Raw genomic sequence first — 19,918 nt, 5'->3', positions numbered from 1 at the left:
AGCGAACGGATGAGTAAACTGCGAGGGAATCCCTGGGCCGTGCTGGTGGCCCTCTGCCTCGGATTCTTCATGACGCTGCTCGACACGACCGTCGTCGGCGTGGCGATCCCGAACATCGTCGAGCGGCTGGGCACCACCTACAACGAGGTGCTCTGGGTCAGCAACTCCTACGTGCTGGTGCTGGCGGTGTTCCTGATCCCCGGCGGCAAGCTCGGCGACCTGCTCGGCAAGCGCAACACCTACCTCGCCGGGGTCGCGGTGTTCTCGGCGGCATCGCTGCTGTGCGCGCTGGCGCAGACGCCTGCCCAGCTCATCGCGGCCCGCACCCTGCAGGGCCTGGGCGCGGCGCTGCTGATCCCGCAGACCATGTCGATCATCATCAGCGTGTTCCCCCCGCAACGGCGCGGTGCGGCGCTGGGCGTGTGGGGCGCGGTGGCCGGCGTCGCCACGATCACCGGACCGCCGCTGGGCGGATTCCTGGTCGGCGCGCTGGACTGGCGCTGGATCTTCACCATCAACGTCCCGCTGGGCGTCCTGGTGCTGGTGATCGCCCCGCTGATCATCCCGGCGGGCGCCACGCCGCCGCGCACGGGCCGCTTCGACCTCCGCGGCGCGCTGCTGGTTGTCCTCGGCCTGTCCTGCCTGACCTTCGGCCTGCAGGAGGGCGAGCGCTACGACTGGGGCGCGGTCTGGTCGTTCATCAGCATCCCGCTGCTCCTGGTCGCCGGTGTCCTGCTGCTGGTGGCGTTCGCGTTCAGCCAGCGCCGCCCCGGGCCGCGCGCGCCGATGGTGCCCTTCGAGCTGCTGACCAACCGCAACTTCGGCCTGATGAACATCGGCGCCATCGGCCTCTCGGTCGGCATCATGAGCATGGCGATCGGCTTCCAGCTCTACGCGCAGTCGGTGCTGGGCTACTCCGCGCTGGCCGCGGGCCTGATCAGCCTGCCGATGTCGGCGATCTCGGTGGTGCTCGGCCCGTACGCGGGCAGGCTCAGCGACAAGCTGGGCGGCAAGCGCATCGTGGTCACCGGACTGCTGCTGTTCGGCCTCGGCCTGCTGACCTTCACCCTCACCTCCACTGTGGACAGCACGGCCTGGACGCTGCTGCCCGCGATGCTCGTGATGGGCGTGGGCCTCGGCGCCACCTTCGCGCCGCTGACCACCGTGGCGATGCACGACGTGCAGCCGATGGTGGCCGGATCGGCGGCGGGCGTGCTCAACGCGACCCGGCAGGTCGGCTCGGTGCTGGGCACCGCGGGATTCGGCGTGCTGCTGCAGAACCAGCTGATCGGCAACCTGATGGCCCGCACCGAAACCGCGGCCGCGGCACTGCCCGCGGAGGTGCGCGGCGAGTTCGTCGACGGCGTGCGGCGCGCCACCAGCAGCGGAATCGACTTCGCCGACCTGCAAGCGGGCACCGCGGTGCCGATCCCGAGCGGCATCTCCCCCGCCCTGGCCCAGCAGGTCGAAGCCGCCGCCCGCGAGGTGTTCACCACCGGCTACGTGGCCGCCATGCACGGCGCGATGGTCCTGCCGATCGCCGCAGTGCTGATCGGCGCGGCCTGCGCCCTGCTGGCCAAGGGACGTCCGGCGCAGCCCGCACCCGCGCCGGACCCACAACGGGCGGAGGACCCGGCCGGGTCCAAGGTTTCCTGATCATGACCGGCGACCGGCCGCCGCGGGTCCCGCAACCGAGGACCTGCCCGCACGAACCACCCGCGGGCTACCGGCAGTTGCACGCCCGGCACCCGGTCTCCCGGGTCACCCTGCCCGGCGGCGGCCCCGGCTGGCTGGTCACCGGCCTCGCCGAGACCCGTGCCCTGCTGTCGGACCCGCGGATCTCCGCGGACCGGACCAGGCCGGGCTACCCGGCGCTGCTGCCCTCCCCCGCCGAGGGCACCCCGCTGCGCACGATGGCGGGGATGGACGACCCCGACCACGCCTACTTCCGCCGGATGGTGACCGCCTGGTTCACCGTCCGGCGGGTGCGGGCGATGCGGCCGGCCCTGGCGCGGCTGGCGGGTTCGCTCGTCGACCGGATGGCGGCCGGCGGCCGCTCGGCGGACCTGGTGCGCGACTACTGCCTGCCGCTGCCCTCGATGGTGATCTGCGAACTGCTCGGGGTGCCCTACGCCGACCACGAGTTCTTCCAGACCCGCACCCGGACGATGATCACCGCGCCGCAGCGCGCCGAGGTGGTCCGGGCCGCGGCCGACCTGATCGACTACCTGACCGGGCTGGCCGCCGCCAAGGCCGAGCGACCGGGCCCGGACCTGATCAGCGGCCTGCTGGCCGATCAGGTCGCGGCGGGCCGGATGACGGTCGAGCAGGTGGTGAACACCGCGGTGCTGCTGCTCGGCGCCGGGCACGAGACCACCTCCAGCGCCATCGCGGTCAGCGCCGCGCTGCTGGCCGGTGATCCGGAACGGCTCGCCGCGCTGCGCGCCGCCCCGGGGCCTGCCGTGGAGGCGCTGCTGCGCCACACCTCGGTCACCGACACGGTGGTCACCCGGATCGCGGTGGCCGACGTCGAGGTCGGCGGCGTCCGGATCCGCGCGGGCGACGGGCTGGTGTTCTCCACCGCGGTCGCGAACCGGGACCACCGCGAGCGCCCGGACCCCGACCGGCTCGACCTGGCCGACGGCGACCGCGGGCACGTGGCGTTCGGGTTCGGGGTCCACCAGTGCCTCGGGCAGAACCTGGCCCGCGCGGAGCTCGAGGTGGCGCTCGCGGTGCTGTTCGAGCGGCTGCCGGGACTGCGGGTGGCGGTCCCGGCAGCCGACCTGCCGGTGAAGTCCTCGCCCCTGGTCAACGGCCTGCACGCGCTGCCGGTCCAGTGGTGAGCGGTCACCAGCGCACCGGCAGCGCCCGCAAGCCGCGGACCACGCGGTCGGTGTGCCAGACCAGTTCCCCGGCGGGCACGTCCAGCCGCAGGCCCGGCAGGGACTCCAGCAGCGCGGTCAGCGCCACGTCCAGCTCCATCCGGGCCAGCTGGGCGCCCAGGCAGAAGTGCGGGCCGTGGCCGAAGGCCAGGTTCGGCTCGCCCGCCCGGTCCAGGCGCAGCTCGTCGGCGTCGGGGTAGACCGCCTCGTCGCGGTTGGCCGAGTCGAGGTCGACCAGCACCGCCTCGCCCGCGCGGATCGTCACCTCGCCGAGCCGGACGTCCTCGGCGGCCACCCGGGTGAACCCGGCGGAGGTCGCGATCGGGGTGAACCGCAGCAGCTCCTCGACGGCGGCGGGAACCCGGCCGAGGTCCTCGCGCAGCCACGCCACCAGGCCGGGGCGGGTGAGCAGGTGCCAGGCGAAGTTGCCGATCTGGTTGGTGGTGGTCTCCAGACCCGCCAGCAGCAGGGTCACCCCGATCCCGACCAGCTCCTGCTCGCTGAGCCGGTCTCCCTCGTCGCGCGCGGCGACCAGGGTGCCGAGCAGGTCGTCCCGGGGGTCTTCGCGGCGCTGCGCGACCAGTCCGGCCAGGTACTCGGACAGCTCGGCGAAGGCGGCCGCGATCGCCGACGGGTCCACGCCGGGGCCGCCCACCACGGTCTCGGCCCAGTCGAAGAACCGGTCCTGATCGGCGACCGGGACCCCGAGCAGCTCCGACATCAGCGTGCTCGGCAGCGGCCGGGCCAGATCGCGCACCAGGTCGGCGGGCGGCCCCTGGTCGATCATGCGGCCAACCAGGTCTGCGGCCAGCCGCTCGGCCCTGGGCCGCAGCGCCTCGATCCGGCGCGGGGTGAACGCCGGGGCGACCAGTCGCCGCAGCCGGGTGTGGTCCGGCGGGTCCATGGTCAGGATGCTGGTCTGCGCGATCACCCGCGGGGTCACCCGGGGCACGTCGGCGCCGACCAGGGCGGCCCGGCCGAACCGGCGGTCGGACAGCACGGTCCGCACCTCCCGGTGGCCCACCGCCAGCCACCCCTCACCGCCGAACGGCAGCGTCACCCGGCTGACCGGGGCGGTGCGGCGCAGCTCGGCCGCGCGCGGGTCGGTCTCCAGCCGCTCGGCGGGCTGGAAGGGGTACGGGCAGGCGCCGCCTCCCGCCCGACGGCCCGCCGCCGCGGCCGCGAGCACGGCTGCCCGGATCAGGTTGACCGGCGCGTAGAGGTCCTTGCCCACCCACAGCGGCGGGTGCGGACCCGCGGACCCGGCGCGTTCCAGGTGGGCGAGCCCGCGCGCGATCGCGTCCCGGTGCTCGCCCGGTGCGGCGGCCAGCAGCAGCACGGCGTACGCGGTCTCCTCCGCGGTGCCCTCGTGAACGCCCCAAGATCCGTCGGGGCGCTGGGACTCGCGGACCATCGCGACGGCCCGGCCGACCGGTTCGGTGCGCCCCGCGGCCAGCAGCGCCAACCCGCAGGAGACCGTGGCGTAGTAGGGCGAGACGTGCCAGCGGTCCTGCCAGCTGCCGTCGGGCTGCTGGTTGTCGGTCAGGTAGCGGGCGACGCGGGCCGCGGCCCCGGCGTAGCGGTCCGCGTCGGACGGGTCCTGCTCCAGGTAGCGGTGCAGGACCTCGAGGACGCGGGCGTTGGTGATCACCGAGGGGGCGCCCACCGGCACGGTGGTGAGGAAGTGCGTGTCCCGGTCGTACTCCCACAGGCAGTGCGGTTCGGGCAGCACGCCCGTGCGGTCGGCCGTGGCGAGCAGCACCAGCGCGGCGGTTTCCGAATCGGCCGCCGCGCCGGGTGCCGAGGGCGCTCCGGCGCGGCCCACGTCGCCGGGCAGGCCCTCCAGCAGCGGCGCGATGACCTCCGGGTCGGTGCCCGCGGCGGCCAGCGCCCGGTACGCCCAGGCCCGTTCGAAGTACGTCATGGAGGTCAGCCCGGCGACCGGACCGTCCATGGTGGACTGCGACCGGACCAGGAAGTCGACGGACTCGGCGCTGCGGTCGTCCGCGGCCGGGGCATCGGGGCCGAGCCAGGCCGCGGTGGCCGCCGCCGAGCAGCCGATCACCCCGGCCACCGGGGACACGGCCGTCGAGCCGACCGCTGCCGGGCCGACGATCTCCAGGTAGAACGCCGACACCGGGTTGCGCCAGCCGTCGGCGCGCAGCGCGGCCAGTGCCGCGGGGTCGAGGTCCGGCGGCAGGGTCAGGCGCTCGTGGCCGAGCCGGTCGTTGATGTCGGCCACCAGCGCGGGCACGATCAGGAACGGGATCAGCGTCCCGGGCAGGCCGTCCCGCTCCACCCGGCGCAACAGGTCCGCGGCCGCGGACAGGCCGCGGTCGACGGAGGCACCGGTCCGCCCGGCGGCGAGCAGGGCCTCCACCGCGCTGAGCGTCGGGACCAGGGCCACCGTGCCCGGCCCGCTCCACGCCCCGTCCGGCTGCTGCGCCGAGAGCAGGAACTCGATCCGCTTCTCGTGCCCGGTCAGCCAGGGCACCAGGGAGACCAGCCGCCCCGTCTCGTACACCGACGGGTAGAGGTTGCCGCCGGGGTCCGCGACGAGGTCGGCGACGACCCGGTCGGCGGTGTCGGTGGCCGCGTCCACCGCGGTCACCGGGCGCCGCCGGTCTCGGCGATGGTGACGTGGTCGACCAGCATGGTGGCCGGGAAGGCGGCCGGGTCGGGCTCGCCGGGCAGGATCGGGCCGCCCGGGCTGCCCACGACCACCAGCAGGCCGAAGAACGCGCGCTGGTCGAACAGCCATCCCTCGGGGGTGGTGTCGGCCGGGGTCAGGTGCAGGTACTGGTGCCCGTCGAGGTACCAGGTGAGGGTGTCCGGCTCGCGCGTCCACACCACCGAGTAGGTGTGGAAGTCGTCGCTGAGCGGCGCCCCGCCGGGGTTGGTGTACGCGGTGCCCATGCCCAGCGAGGGCAGCTGGTGGCACTCCGGGGAGTGCACGACGCCGTAGACGTCGGCGGGCGCGGTGTTGACCACCTCGAACAGGTCCAGCTCACCGGACTTGTACCAGCCCTGCAGCGGTTCCTCGTCCCCGAGCGAGCGCATCCGCTCGGCCCAGGCGAACATCGCGCAGTCCAGGCCGAGGCCGGGCGCGGTGCGCACCCTGGCCTCGATCCGCAGCGCTCCGCCCGCGGGCGGCAGGAAGTCCGCGCGGCTGGTCTCCAGCCAGCCGGACACGTAGCCCTGCTCCTCGGTGTGCGTGACGGTGACCCGCAGGTTGCCCCGGCCGTCGAGGCTGAGGTGGTCGGTGTCGTCGGCGTAGCTCTCCTCGCCCGCGGCCCACGGCTTGCCGGTGATGACCGTCCAGCGGTCGTGGTCGACCGGCGTGCCCTCGGGACCGTCGAAGTCGTCGCGCCAGATCACCCGCCAGTCCGGGGAGGTGAGGGAGGTGCCGGGTGAGCTAGAGATCGTCACGGTGGTGCTCTCCTTCGGTTCTTCTCGATCAGGTGGTGGCGGCCAGTTCCGAGCGCAGGTGCCGCATGAGCGCGGTCGGGCTGGTGTGGTCGTAGACGAGGGTCGGGGGCAGGTCCAGGCCGGTGGCGGCGGCCAGCCGGTTGCGCAGCTCCACCGCGGTCAGCGAGGCGAAGCCGAGGTCGAGCAGGTCGGCGTCGGGGTCGATGTCCGCCGCGGAGTCGTGGCCGAGCACCGCGGCGATGCTGGCCAGCAGGTAGGACAGCACCGCGTCGTCGCGCGCTGCCTCGTCGAGCCCGGCGAGCCGGTCCGGCAGGGACTGGGGTTCCGGGTCGGGGCCGGGTTCCGGCTCGGCGGCGCGATCGCCGCCGAGCAGCGCGGCGAGCCGGGGCAGGACTTCGCCCCACGGCTCGTCCGGGTCGATGCCGACGGCGGCGGCGTCCCCGTCCCGCAGCGCCCGCCACAGGCCGCCGTCCGGCAGCGCCGGCTCGGCGTCGAGCCAGTAGCGGCGGCGTTGGAAGGGGTAGGTGGGCAGGTCGACCCGGCGGACCGGGATGCCGTCGAACGCGGGGCTCCAGTCGACGGGGACGCCTCGCACGTACAGCCCGGCGGCGCAGCCGAGCAGCGCGGCCGGTTCCGCGCGATCGCGGCGGGGCCCGGCGTGCACGGCGATGTCCGGCTCGGTTGCCGCGCCGAGGGCATCGCGGGCCATCGCGGCCAGTGCGCTGTCCGGCCCCACCTCGACGAAGTCGGTGGCGCCGGACTCCGCGGCGGCGCCGACCGCGGCGCCGAAGCGCACCGCTTCCCTGGCGTGCCGGACCCAGTACTGCGCGGTGGCGATCTCGGCCGTGGCCGCGGCGCCCGTCAGCCCGGACACCAGCGGGAGGACGGGTTCGGAGAACTCCACAGTGGACAGCACCGCGGCGAAGTCCGCCAGCATCGGGTCCATCAGGGGCGAGTGGAACGCGTGGCTGACCCGCAGCCGCTTCGCCCGCCTGCCCGGCAGCGCGCCGATCACGGCGGCCACCGCGTCCTCCTCGCCGGACACCACCACGGCCCGGGGTCCGTTGACCGCGGCGAGGTCCGCGCCGGGCACCAGCAGCGGACGTACCTCGTCCTCGGACGCCTCGACCGCGACCATGGCGCCGCCGGCGGGCAGGCCCGCCATCAGCCGACCGCGGGCGGCGACCACGCGGCAGGCGTCCGGCAGCGACAGCACTCCGGCCAGGTGGGCGGCGGCCAGCTCGCCGACCGAGTGCCCGAGCACCACGGCGGGCCGCACCCCCCAGGAGGCGAGCAGCTCGGCGGCGGCCACCTCGAACGCGAACAGGGCGGGCTGGGCCACGTCGGTCCCGTGCACCTGCGGCGAGTCGATCAGCTTGCGCAGCCCGGGAACTCCTTCGCCGGCGAAGACGTCGCACACCCGGTCGAACGCCTCGGCGAACACCGGGAACCGCGAGGCGGCTTCGCGCCCCATGCCCTCGCGCTGGGTGCCCTGCCCGGTGCACAGCAGCGCCACCCGCCGGTCGGGCCGCGCCACGCCGCGGACGACGGTGCTCGCCGGGAGGTCGGCGGCGATCGCGTCCAGCCCCCGGACCAGGCCGGGCGGGTCAGCGGTGACCACGACGGCCCGGTGGTCGAACTCCGCGCGCGTCGTGGCCAGCGACCACCCGAGGTGCGCCGGGTGCTCGCTCGCCGCGGCCAGTCCGGTCGCGTGCGCGCGCAACGCCGCTTCGCTGCGGGCGGAGAGCGGCACCGCCACCTCGGGCGCGCCGGTCACCTCCGGCTCGGCACCGGCCGGCTCGGCCGCCGCCTCCAGCACGACGTGCGCGTTGGTGCCGCTGATCCCGAACGAGGACACCGCGCACCTGCGGGGACGGCCCGGATCGGGCCACCGCCGCTCCTGGGCGAGCAGCCGAACCGCGCCGGACGTCCAGTCCACGTGCGAGGACGGCGCGTCCACGTGCAGCGTCGCGGGCAGCACGCCGTGCCGCATGGCCTGCACCATCTTGATCACCCCGGCGACCCCGGCCGCGGCCTGGGTGTGGCCGATGTTGGACTTCACCGAGCCCAGCCACAGCGGTTCGGCGCGGTCCTGGCCGTAGGTGGCCAGCAGGGCCTGGGCCTCGATCGGATCGCCGAGCGGGGTTCCCGTGCCGTGCGCCTCCACGGCGTCCACATCGGACGGTTCCAGTCCGGCGGCGTCGAGGGCCTGCCGGATGACCCGGCGCTGGGCCGGGCCGCTCGGCGCGGTGAGCCCGTTGGACGCGCCGTCGGAGTTGACCGCGGATCCGCGCAGCACGGCCAGCACCGGGTGACCGTTGCGGCGCGCGTCGGACAGCCGCTCCAGCAGCACCAGCCCGATGCCCTCGCCCCAGCCGGTCCCGTCGGCGGCCTCGGCGAAGGACTTGCAGCGCCCGTCCGGTGCCAGCCCGCGCTGGCGGCTGAAGTCGACGAACGCGTCCGGGGTGGCCATCACGGTCACCCCGCCTGCGGCGGCGAGGGTGCACTCGCCCTGGCGCAGGGCCTGAGCGGCCAGGTGCAGCGCGACCAGCGAGGACGAGCAGGCGGTGTCGAGCGTGAGCGCGGGCCCCTCCAAGCCCAGGGTGTAGGCGATCCGGCCGGACGCCACGCTCGCCGCGTTGCCGCTGCCCAGGTGGCCCTCGACCGCCTCGGGCACGGTGTGCAGCCGACCCGCGTAGTCGTGGTACATGACCCCGGTGAACACCCCGGTGCGGCTGCCGCGCAGCGACCGGGGATCGATCGAGGCCCGCTCGAACAGCTCCCATGCGGTCTCCAGCAGCAGGCGCTGCTGCGGGTCCATCGCGACCGCCTCGCGCGGCGAGATCCCGAAGAACTCCGCGTCGAAATCGGCGGCGTCGTGCAGGAATCCGCCCTCCCGCGTGTACGAGGTACCGCGGTGGTCGGGGTCGGGGTGGTACAGCGCGGGCAGGTCCCAGCCGCGGTCGGTGGGGAACTCGCCCATCGCGTCCCGCCCGGCGGCCACCAGGTCCCACAGGTCTTCGGGGCTGCGCACGCCGCCGGGGTACCGGCAGCTCATCGCCACCACGGCGATCTCCTCGCCCGGCACCGGGCCGGTGCCGACCGGCGCGTCCGCCTCCTCGGCGGCACCGCCGAGCTCGGCCCGCAGGTGCGCGGCGAGCGAGGTCGCGGTGGCGTGGTCGAACACGAGGGTGGCGGGCAGTGCCAGCCCGGTGCGCTCGGCGAGCCGGTTGCGCAGGTCCACGGCGGCGAGCGAGTCGACGCCGAGGTCGCTGAACGCGCGGTCCGGGTCGATGTCGGCGCCGCTGCGGTGCCCCAGCACGGCGGCGGCCTCGGTGCGGACGACGTCGAGCAGGTCGGGCTCCGGTCCGGCGGCCGCCGGGAGCGGGGCCGAACGGGGTGCGGGCTTCGGGCGGCGGGGCACGAGGTCGCGCATGAGCGGGTGCGGGGATTCCTGGGCGCGCAGGGCGGCGTGGTCGAGCGCGATCGGGGTCAGCACGGGCTCGGCGCAGGCCAGTGCCGCGTCCAGCAGGGCCAGCCCGTCCGCCGGGGCGAGCGCGGTGACCCCGCCGCGGGCCAGCCGGGCGCGGTCGCCGGCACCGAGGGCGGCGGTCATCCCGTCGTCCTGCTCCCACAGCCCCCAGGCCAGCGACGTGGCGGGCAGACCAGCCGCGTGCCGCTGCTCGGCGAGGGCGTCGAGGAAGGCGTTGGCCGCGGCGTAGTTCGCCTGGCCCGCGCCGCCGAAGGTGCCCGCTGCCGAGGAGAACAGCACGAAGGCGTCCAGGTCGAGGTGGCGGGTCAGCTCGTGCAGGTGCGCTGCGGCGTCGACCTTGGGCCGCAGCACGGCCGCCAGCCGCTCGGGGGTCAGGGCCGTGAGCACGCCGTCGTCGACCACACCCGCGACGTGCACGACGGCGGTGAGGTCGGGGATGCCGTCGAGGACGGCTCCGAGGGCTTCCCGGTCTGCCGCGTCGCAGGCCACCACCCGCACGTCGGCGGGCAGGTCGGGTGCCGGTCCCCCGCTTCGGCTGAGCAGCACCAGCTTTCCGACGCCGTGGTGGCCGACCAGGTGCTCGGCCACGAGGGTGCCGAGCGATCCGGTGCCGCCGGTCACCAGCACGGTGCCCGCGGTGGGCAACCGGCCTGGTTCGTCCGGTGCGGCGCGGCGCACCAGCCGGGGGACGTGCACGGCCCCGGCGCGAATCGCCGCTTCCGGTTCGCCGCCCAGGAGCACGGCCAGTGCGGTGCGGACGGCCGGTGCGGCGGGGTCGGGATCGGCGGGATCGAGGTCGAGCAGGCCGAACCGGCCCGGGTGCTCGATCGCCGCAGCGCGGACCAGGCCCCGCACCGCCGCGGCCGCCGGGTCCGGCGCGGTGCCCATCGCCGCGGCACCGGTGGTGAGCAGCACGAGCCGGGAGGTGGCGAAGCGGTCGTCGGCGATCCAGTCCTGCACCAGGGCCAGCGCCCGCGCCGCCGCCGCGTGCGCGGCTTCGGGGAGGTCACCGGCCGGGGTGCACGGCGCGAGCACCACCGCGGGCACCTCGGTCAGGGCCGACAGGTCGCCACCGGTCAGCACCGCCGGGGCACCGGCGGGTTCCGGCGCCGTGCCGACGGGCTGCCAGGCCGGTTTCAGCAAGGTTCCCCGGTTCGCCCGCCACGGCCGGGCGGTCAGCGACCCGACGGTGAGCACCGGCGTCCCGGAACCGTCCACTGCGGACACCGAGACCGCATCCGGACCGGCCGGGGTGATCCGCACCCGCAGCGCTCCGGTGGCCGCGGCGTGCACCGAGACCCCGGCCCACGCGAACGGCAGCCCGGCGCCCGCGCCGGGAACCAGCGCGGCGGCGTGCAGCGCGGCGTCGAGCAGCGCCGGGTGCACGGCGTACTCCCCCGGCAGGTCGACCGGCGGCGCGACCTCGGCGAAGACCTCCTCGCCCCGGGTCCACACCGCCCGCACCCCGCGGAAGGCGGGCCCGTGCACCACACCGGCGTCGACCATCCGGGCGTAGAGCAGGTCGGGGGCGACTTCCTCGGCGTCCGGTGGCGGCCAGGCCGCGGCGTCCCAGGGCTCCTCGGCCGCGGGTTCCGGGGCGAGCACACCACCGGCGTGCTGGGTCCAGTCGTCGGTCTCCGCGCTCCTGGCGTGCACGGCGAACTCGCGCCTGCCCGCCGGATCAGCGGCCTCGACCAGCACCTGGAGGTGCACCGGCCCCTTTTCGGGCACCAGGACGGGTTCGCGCAGGGTCAGTTCGGCGACGTGCCCGCCCCCGGTGCGGTCGGCGGCCTGCACCGCGAGTTCGGCGAGCGCCGCGCCGGGCACGATGGCGGTGCCCCCGACGGTGTGCTCGCCGAGCCAGTCGTGCGCGGCGCGGGACAGCCGCCCGGTGAGCACGTGCCCCCCGGTGCCCGCGATGGCCGTGTCCCCGTCGAGCACCGGGTGCCCGCCGGAGCGCAACCAGTACCGCTGCCGCTGGAACGGGTAGGTCGGCAGGTCCACTGCGGCCGGACCCGCGCAGCCGAACACCGCGGCCCAGTCCGCTTCGACGCCGCGGGTGTGCAGCGCACCGATCGCGGCGAGCGCGGCCTCCGCCTCGGGCCGGCCGGTGCGGGCGGCGGGCACCACCGGCGTGCCGGGGAGCAAGGACCGGACCAGCCCGCTGAGAACGCCGTCCGGACCGATCTCCAGGAACACGTCGGCGGCCAGCGCGTCGGCCGCGGAGACGGCGTCGGCGAAGCGCACCGCGGCCCGGACGTGGCGCACCCAGTACTGCGGATCCGCGACCTCCGCGTCGGCCCGGGCGCCGGTCACCGCGGAGACGAACGGCACCGACGGCCAGTGGAATTCCACAGTGGACACGACAGCCGCGAAGTCGTCGAGCACCGGCTCCATCAGCGGGGAGTGGAACGCGTGGCTGACCCGCAGCCGCTTCGTCCTCCTGCCCGGCAGCTCCGCGAGCACGCTCGCCACGGCGGTCTCGGCGCCGGAGAGCACGACCGCCTCCGGGCCGTTGACCGCGGCGATGTCCACCGCACCCGCCAGCAGCGGGCGCACCTCGGTCTCGCTCGCGGCCACCGCGACCATGACCCCGCCAGGCGGCAGGTCTCCCATCAGCCTGCCCCGCGCGGCGACCATCCGGCAGCCGTCGGCCAGCGAGAACACCCCGGCCAGGCAGGCGGCGGCGAACTCGCCGACCGAATGGCCCGCGACCACGGCCGGCCGCACGCCCCAGGACCGGAAGAGCTCGGCCAGCGCCAGCTCGTGGGCGAACAGGCCCGGCTGGGCGTACTCGGTGCGGTCGGCGTCGGGCGAGTCGAGCGCGGTGCGCAGATCGGCCAGCCCGGCGGCGGCGAAGGCGTCGCAAACCCGGTCGAACGACTCGGCGAACACCGGGAACCGCGCGGCCAGCTCGCGCCCCATGCCGCTGCGCTGGGCGCCCTGGCCCGCGAACAGGAACCCGGTGCGGGCGTCCTCGACGGCCCGGTGCACCGGCGCGCGGCCCGCGCTCAGGGCGGCGAGCCCGGCGGCGAGATCAGCGCCGGAAACGGCGGCCCGGTGCTCCAGCGGGGTCCGGCTGACCGCCAGCGCGTGCCCGATCGCGGCCGGGTCGACGTCGCCGTCCAGCAGTCCGGCCAGTTCCCCGGCCTGGGCCCGGACCGCGGCCTCGTCGTGGCCGGAGAGCAGCCACGGCCCGGACGCGGCGGGCACGTCGGCGGGTTCGGCCGGGTCCGCCTCCTCCAGGATCACGTGCGCGTTGGTGCCGCTGACGCCGAACGAGGACACCCCGGCCCGGCGCGGACGCCCGGACCGCGGCCAGTCGCGCTGCTCGGTCAGCAGCCGGACCTGGCCCTCGGACCAGTCGACGTGGGTCGACGGGGCGTCCACGTGCTGGGTGGCGGGCAGCACGCCGTACCGCAGGGCCAGCACCATCTTGATCAGCCCGGCCATGCCCGCGGCGGCCTGGGTGTGGCCCAGGTTGGACTTCACCGAGCCGAGCCACAGCGGGCGGTCCCGGTCCTGGCCGTAGGTCGCCAGCAGCGCCTGCGCCTCGATCGGATCGCCGAGGGTGGTGCCGGTGCCGTGCGCTTCGACGGCGTCCACGTCGGCCGCGGTCAGCCGGGCGTCGGCGAGGGCCTGGCGGATCATGCGCTCCTGCGCGGGTCCGTTGGGCGCGGTCAGCCCGTTGGACGCGCCGTCGGAGTTGATCGCCGACCCGCGCACCACCGCGAGCACCGGGTGGCCCAGTCGGCGCGCGTCGGACAGCCGCTCGACCAGCACCGCGCCGACGCCCTCGGCCAGGGCGGTGCCGTCGGCGGCGTCGGCGAACGCCTTGCACCGGCCGTCCGGGGCGAGCGCGCCCTGCCTGCTGAACTCCTGGAACGTACCGGGAGTGGCCATCACGGTGACCCCGGCGGCGACGGCGAGATCGCACTCGCCGCGGCGCAGCGCCTGCACGGCCAGGTGCAGGGCGACCAGCGAGGACGAGCAGGCGGTGTCCACCGAGACCACCGGGCCCTCCCAGCCCAGGGTGTAGGCGACGCGACCGGAGGCGACGCTGCCCGCGCTGCCGTTGCCCACGTACCCGGCCACACCCGGCGGCAGGTCGGTCAGCCGGGAGCCGTACTCGTTGTTCATCACGCCCGCGAACACCCCGGTGCGGGTGCCGCGCAGGGTGTGCGGGGCGATCCGGCCGCGTTCCACGGCCTCCCACGCGGCTTCCAGCAGCAGCCGCTGCTGCGGGTCCATGGCCAGCGCCTCGCGCGGCGAGATCCCGAAGAAGGAGGCGTCGAAATCGGCTGCGCCGTCCAGGAAACCGCCGAGACCGGTGCTGCTGGCCCCGGCCGAGCCGGGCTCGGCGTCGAGCAGGGCGCCGAGGTCCCAGCCGCGGTCGGCCGGGAACGGCGACGCGGCCCACTCCCCGGCCGCCACGAGCCGCCACAGGTCCTCGGGGCTGCGCACGCCGCCGGGGAACCGGCAGGCCGCCGACACCACGGCGATCGGCTCGGTGGCGGTCGCGGTCAGCTCGGCCACCTCCCGGCCGAGCCGCTCGTTCTCCTTCAGCGAGGCGCGCAGCGCGGCGACGACGCGATCGTTCGAGGTGGTCATCTCAGCTCCTCCCGCTGCCGGGTTCGCCGTCGAGGGCGAGCCGCACGAGGCCGTCCAGGTCCAGGTCGTCGATGGCGTCCTCGGCGGGCTCCGCGGCGGGCTCCGCGGCGAGGTCGTCGGACAGGGCGAGCAGGTCGTCGAGCAGCCCGGCGGTCCGGAGCCGCTCCAGCGGGATCGCGTGCACCCGGCGCAGCAGGTCCAGCTCGGCGTTCCCTGCCGCGGGTGCCGGGGCGGGTCGGTCCGCGCCGAGCCGGGTGCCCAGGTGGGCGGCCAGCGCGGCCGGGTTCGGGTGGTCGAACACCAGCGTGGCGGGCAGCCGCAGCCCGCTCGCCGCGGCGAGCCGGTTGCGCAGCTCGACGGCGGTCAGCGACTCGAAGCCCAGCTCCTGGAAGGAGCGGCCGGAGCGGATCGAATCCGACGAGGCGTGCCCGAGGACCGTCGCCACGTGGTGGCGGACCAGGTCGAGCAGCGTCCGGTCGCGGTCGGCGGGGGCGAGACCGGCGAGCCGTTCGCGCAACCCGCTGCCGTCGGCCGCTCCGCTGCGCGCGGTGCGGCGCTTGGGGCCCCGGGCCAGATCGCGCAGCAGCGGGGGCACCGGGGCGCCCGTGCGCAGCCGCGTCGCGTCGAGGCGCACGGGTACCACCGCCGCGTGCTGCGCGGCCAGAGAGGCGTCGAACAGCGCGAGGGCCTCGGCCGTGTCCAGCGGAACCATGCCCCCGTCGGTCATCCTGCCCACGTCGGCGTCCGTCAGGTGCCCGGTCATGCCGCTGCGCTCGGCCCAGAGCGCCCACGCCTGGGACACCGCGGGCAGGCCGAGATCGTGGCGGTGGGCGGCGAACGCGTCGAGGAAGGCGTTGGCCGCGGCGTAGTTCGCCTGGCCCGCGCTGCCGAAAGTGCCTGCTGCCGAGGAGAAGAGCACGAAGGCGCGCACGTCGTGGTCGCGGGTCGCCTCGTGCAGGTGCACCACCGCGTCCGCCTTCGGCCGCAGCGCGGTGTCCAGCCGCTCGGGTGTCATCGCGGTGACGATCCCGTCGTCGAGCGCCCCGGCCAGGTGCACCACGGCCAGCGGGCCGGTCAGCCCGGCGACCAGGGCGTCGACCTGGCCGCGGTCGCCCACGTCGCAGGCCGTCACCCGCACCTCGGCGCCCAGATCGCGCAGCTCCGCGGCGAGTTCGCCGACCGCGTCCGGGCGGCGGCAGGCGAGCACGAGGTCGCGCGCGCCGTGGGTGCTGACCAGGTGGCGGGCGACGAGCCCGCCGAGCGTTCCACCCGCGCCGGTGAGCAGCACGGTGCCTTCGAGGTGGACCGGCTCGGCTGCGGGCACCCGGACCAGTCGCGGAACGAGCACCTGCCCGCCGCGCACGGCCAGCTGGGGCTCGTCAGCGGTTTCAGCCGCGGGCAGGACCCCGGAGTCGTCGAGGTCGAGCAGGACGAACCGGCCGGGGTGCTCGGTCTGCGCGGTCCGCAGCAGGCCCCAGGCGGCAGCGGCACCGAGATCGGCTGCCGGGTCACCGGAACCGGTGCGGACGGCGCCGCGAGTGGCGATCAGCAGGCAGGAGTCGGCGAACCGCTCCTCGGCCAGCCAGGTGCGGACCAGCTCCAGCGCCCGCCGGGCTCCGGTGCGCGCCGCCTCGGCCGGGTGCGCCGTCCCACCGGTCAGGCAGGTCACGACGACCGGCGGGACCTCCCCGGGGTCGGCGGCGAGCTCGGCGAAGGTGGTCGTCCGGGCACCGGGCAGCGCCTCGGCGAGCCCGAACTCGTCGGCGACCACCGGCAGTCCGGGCGTCTCGGCCGCCGGGACCGGCTCGGCGCGCCACGCCACCCGGAACAGCGGCCCGGTGCTGCGGGAGCGCAGCCCACCGGGGGCGACCGGCCGCACGACCAAGGCGTCCGCGGTCGCCAGCGGGGCGCCGGTGTCGTCGGCGAGCGCGATGGCCACCGCGTCGTCGCCCGCCGGCGAGACGCGCACCCGGGCCGCGGTGGCGCCCGTGGCGTGCAGGGTGACCCCGGTCCAGGAGAAGGGCAGGTGCGGGCGCTCGTCGCCGCCGGAGGCCGGGCGCAGGGACAGCGCGTGGGAGGCCGCGTCGAGCAGCGCCGGGTGCAGGCCGTAGCCCTCGGCCCCGGCGATGTGGTCGGCGGGCAGCCGGACCTCGGCGAAGACGTCGTCACCGCGCCGCCACGCCGCGCGCAGGCCCTGGAACGCCGGGCCGTGGCCGTAACCGCGGTCGCCGAAGCCGTCGTAGAAGCCGGTGAGGTCGATCTCCTCGGCACCTGCCGGGGGCCAGGCCCTGCCGAGGTCGGCCGCGGCGCGGGCCGCCTCCTGGTCGGCGGGGTCCGCCGCGCTGAGCAGGCCGGTGGCGTGCTCGGCCCACTCCGCGCCGTCCTCGTCGGGGCGGGAGTGGACGGTCAGACCGCGGGCCCCGGTGTCGTCGGGCTCGCCCACCGCGACCCGCAGCACCACGGCCCCGCGCTCGGGCAGCACCAGCGGCGCCGCCAGGGTCAGCTCGTCGACGTGGTCGCAGCCGGCGAGATCGGCGGCGTGCACGGCGAGGTCGACGAACGCGGTGCCGGGCAGCAGCACGGTGCCGTGCACGGAGTGCTCGGCCAGCCAGGGGTGGGTCCGCTGGGACAACCGCCCGGTGAGCACCAGGCCCGCGCCGTCGGGGTGGTCGATCCGGGCACCCAGCAGCGGGTGTCCGGCCGGGTCCAGCCCGGCCCCGCCCAGGTCGGTCCCGTCCCCGACCGGGAGCCGGTGGGACTGGTGCTGGAAGGGGTAGGTGGGCAGGTCCACGAGCCGACCGCCCTGGAACAGCGGGCTGAAGTCGACGCGAGCACCGGCGACGTGGGCCTCCGCCGCGGACAGCAGCACCCGGTCGAGATCACCGTCGTCGCGGCGCAGAGTACCCACCACGACAGCATCCTCAGCGGTCTGCTGAACACCCAGCGTCAACACCGGATGCGGCGAGCACTCCACGAACAACCCGCACCCCGACCCCACCAACCGGGACACCGCTTGTTCGAACTCCACCGGCTCACGCAAATTCCGGAACCAGTACTTGCCATCCAAATCCGACCCATCGGTTTCCACACCAGACACAGTGGACAGAAGCGGAACACGACCCGCCACCGGCCGCACCGACCCCAGGACAGCCAGCAGTTCATCTTGCAAACTCTCCACCTGAGCCGAATGAGACGCATAATCCACCGGGATCCGCCGGGCCCGCACATCCTCGGCCTCACACGCCGCGATCAACTCTTCCAGCGCATCCGGCTCGCCCGCGACCACCGTCACCGCCGGACCGTTCACCGCAGCAACCGAAACACGCTCACCCCAGCCCGCAATGCGTTCCCGCACCCGGTCAGCAGACTCAGCGATCGAAACCATGCCGCCACGCCCGGCCAGAGCCTTCAGCGCACTGCTCCGGAGCGCGACGATCCGAGCGCCGTCTTCGACCGACAACGCACCTGACACCACGGCCGCAGCGATCTCACCCTGCGAATGTCCCACCACCGCATCGGGTTTCACGCCGAGCGATTCCCACACCGCCGCGAGCGAGACCATCACCGCCCACAACAACGGCTGAACAACATCCACCCGCGACAAACCAGCTTCATCGCCCAACATCTCCCGCGGCGACCACTCAACAAAGCGCTCCAACGCCTCCGAGCATTCCGCGAACCGCTCGGCGAAAACCGGCGAAGACCCCAGCAGATCGACCCCCATACCAACCCACTGCGAACCCTGACCCGGAAACACGAACACCGTCCTGCCCCGGTCTGCCGCCTCGCCGACGGCCACGTGCGGGCCGGGTGCGTCGTCGGCTAGGTGGACGAGGTCCTCGACCAGGGCTTCGCGGTCGGCACCGACGAGAACGGCGCGGTGGGCGAACGCGGACCGGGAGGTGGCCAGTGAGCGGGCCACGTCGAGCGCGGCGGGTGCCTCGCCCGCGGAGAGGCGCTCGGCAAGCCGAGCCGCCTGCGCGCGCAGAGCGGCGCGGCTGTGCGCCGCGAGCAGCCAGGGCAGCGGGCCTGCCGTCCGCGGTTCGGTGGACGCCCCGGTGTCGTCCGGGGCGCTCTCCAGGATCACGTGGGCGTTGGTGCCGCTCACCCCGAACGAGGAGACGCCCGCGCGCCGGGGCCGGTCGACCTCCGGCCACGGCCGCGCCTCGGTCAGCAGCCGCACCGCTCCGGCCGACCAGTCCACGTGCGGCGTCGGCTCGTCCACGTGCAGGGTCGCGGGCAGCACGCCGTGCCGCATCGCCAGCACCATCTTGATCACCCCGGCCACCCCGGACGCGGTCTGGGCGTGCCCGATGTTGGACTTGATCGAGCCCAGCCAGAGCGGCTCGGTGCGGTCCTGGCCGTAGGTCGCCAGCAGCGCTTGAGCTTCGATCGGATCGCCCAGCGTGGTCCCGGTGCCGTGCGCCTCCACCGCGTCCACCTCGTGCGGCGAGAGCCGGGCGGTGGCCAGGGCTTGGTGGATCACGGCGCGCTGGGACGGTCCGTTGGGCGCGGTCAGCCCGTTGGAAGCGCCGTCGGAGTTGACCGCCGACCCGCGGATCACCGCCAGCACCGGATGGCCGTTGCGCCGGGCGTCGGACAACCGCTCCAGCACGATCAGCCCGACGCCCTCGGACAGCCCCATGCCGTCGGCAGCGGCGGCGAAGGCCTTGCAGCGGCCGTCGCGGGCCAGGCCGCGCTGGCGGCTGAAGCCGGTGAACGAGGCCGGAGTCGCCATGATCGCCACCCCGCCCGCCACGGCCAGCGTGCTCTCCCCCTGGCGCAGCGACTGGGCGGCCAGGTGCACCGCGGTCAGCGACGAGGAGCAGGCGGTGTCCACTGTGATCGCAGGCCCCTGCAGGCCCAGGCAGTAGGAGATCCGGCCGGAGACCACGCTGGTGTTGCTCGCGGTCACGACGTAGCCCTCGTACCCCTCCGGCGCACCGCGCAGCAGGGTCCCGTGGTCCTGGTAGTGGCAGCCGACGAACACGCCGGTGCGCGACCCCTCCAGCGACAGCGGGTCGATGCCGGCGCGCTCCAGCCCCTCCCACGCGGTCTCCAGCAGCAGCCGCTGCTGCGGGTCGGTGGCCGCGGCCTCGCGGGGCGAGATGCCGAAGAACTCGGCGTCGAAGTGGTCGACGTCGGTGAGGAAACCGCCGTGCCGCACGTAGGTCCGGCCCGGCCGGTCCGGGTCGGGGTCGTACAGCGCGTCGACGTCCCAGCCGCGATCGGCGGGGAACTCGCCGATCACGTCCGCACCCGCGGCCAGCAGCTCCCACAGCTGCTCCGGGGTCTCGACACCGCCGGGGAACCGGCACGCCATGCCGACGACGGCCACCGGGTCCTGGTGGCGCTCCCGCTCCGCCGCGAGGTCGCGTCGCGCGGACCGCAGTTCGGTGGTGACCCGCTTGAGGTAGTCGCGCAGCCGCGCCTCCTCCGATCCGGGTCGGTCGTGGGGCGCGTGCGCCCCGGTCGCGTGGCTCTCGCCCATCAGGTCCACCCT

General features: G+C 75.4%; 5 protein-coding genes and 1 pseudogene. 2 read left to right on the top strand and 4 right to left on the bottom strand.

Features of this window, described 5'->3' with window-relative positions; translation table 11 throughout:
• Nucleotides 1-9: 9 nt before the first annotated feature.
• On the top strand, nt 10-1,656 hold the full coding sequence (locus tag OU416_RS35450; protein ID WP_270931452.1) for a DHA2 family efflux MFS transporter permease subunit: 1,647 nt from the start codon (nt 10-12) through the stop codon (nt 1,654-1,656).
• 2 nt (nt 1,657-1,658) lie between these two features.
• Nucleotides 1,659-2,843, top strand: a complete 1,185-nt coding sequence (locus tag OU416_RS35445; RefSeq protein ID WP_270931451.1) for a cytochrome P450 — start codon at nt 1,659-1,661, stop codon at nt 2,841-2,843.
• A 4-nt stretch (nt 2,844-2,847) separates the two neighbouring features.
• Here the strand turns inward: OU416_RS35445 and OU416_RS35440 are convergent, their stop codons facing one another.
• From OU416_RS35440 to OU416_RS35425, 4 genes and pseudogenes are all read right to left on the bottom strand, one after another.
• Entirely contained in the window at nt 2,848-5,493 is a 2,646-nt protein-coding gene (locus tag OU416_RS35440) for a cytochrome P450 (protein WP_270931450.1), read from the bottom strand.
• Nucleotides 5,490-6,311, bottom strand: coding sequence for a glycoside hydrolase family 16 protein (locus OU416_RS35435; protein WP_270931449.1), 822 nt, complete (start codon nt 6,309-6,311; stop codon nt 5,490-5,492). Before OU416_RS35435 ends, OU416_RS35440 begins: the two co-directional genes overlap by 4 nt.
• Nucleotides 6,312-6,378: 67 nt before the next feature.
• Nucleotides 6,379-14,400 (bottom strand): annotated as a pseudogene (locus OU416_RS35430) (beta-ketoacyl synthase N-terminal-like domain-containing protein); the annotation flags it as partial.
• 16 nt (nt 14,401-14,416) lie between these two features.
• The gene (locus tag OU416_RS35425) at nt 14,417-19,906 is read right to left on the bottom strand and encodes a type I polyketide synthase (protein ID WP_270931447.1); all 5,490 of its coding nucleotides are present in this window, start codon (nt 19,904-19,906) and stop codon (nt 14,417-14,419) included.
• Nucleotides 19,907-19,918: the final 12 nt, after the last annotated feature.

This window comes from Saccharopolyspora indica, from assembly GCF_027853965.1.
Classification (GTDB): Bacteria; Actinomycetota; Actinomycetes; order Mycobacteriales; family Pseudonocardiaceae; genus Saccharopolyspora; species Saccharopolyspora indica.
This window is presented reverse-complemented; position numbering and strand designations above follow the sequence as displayed.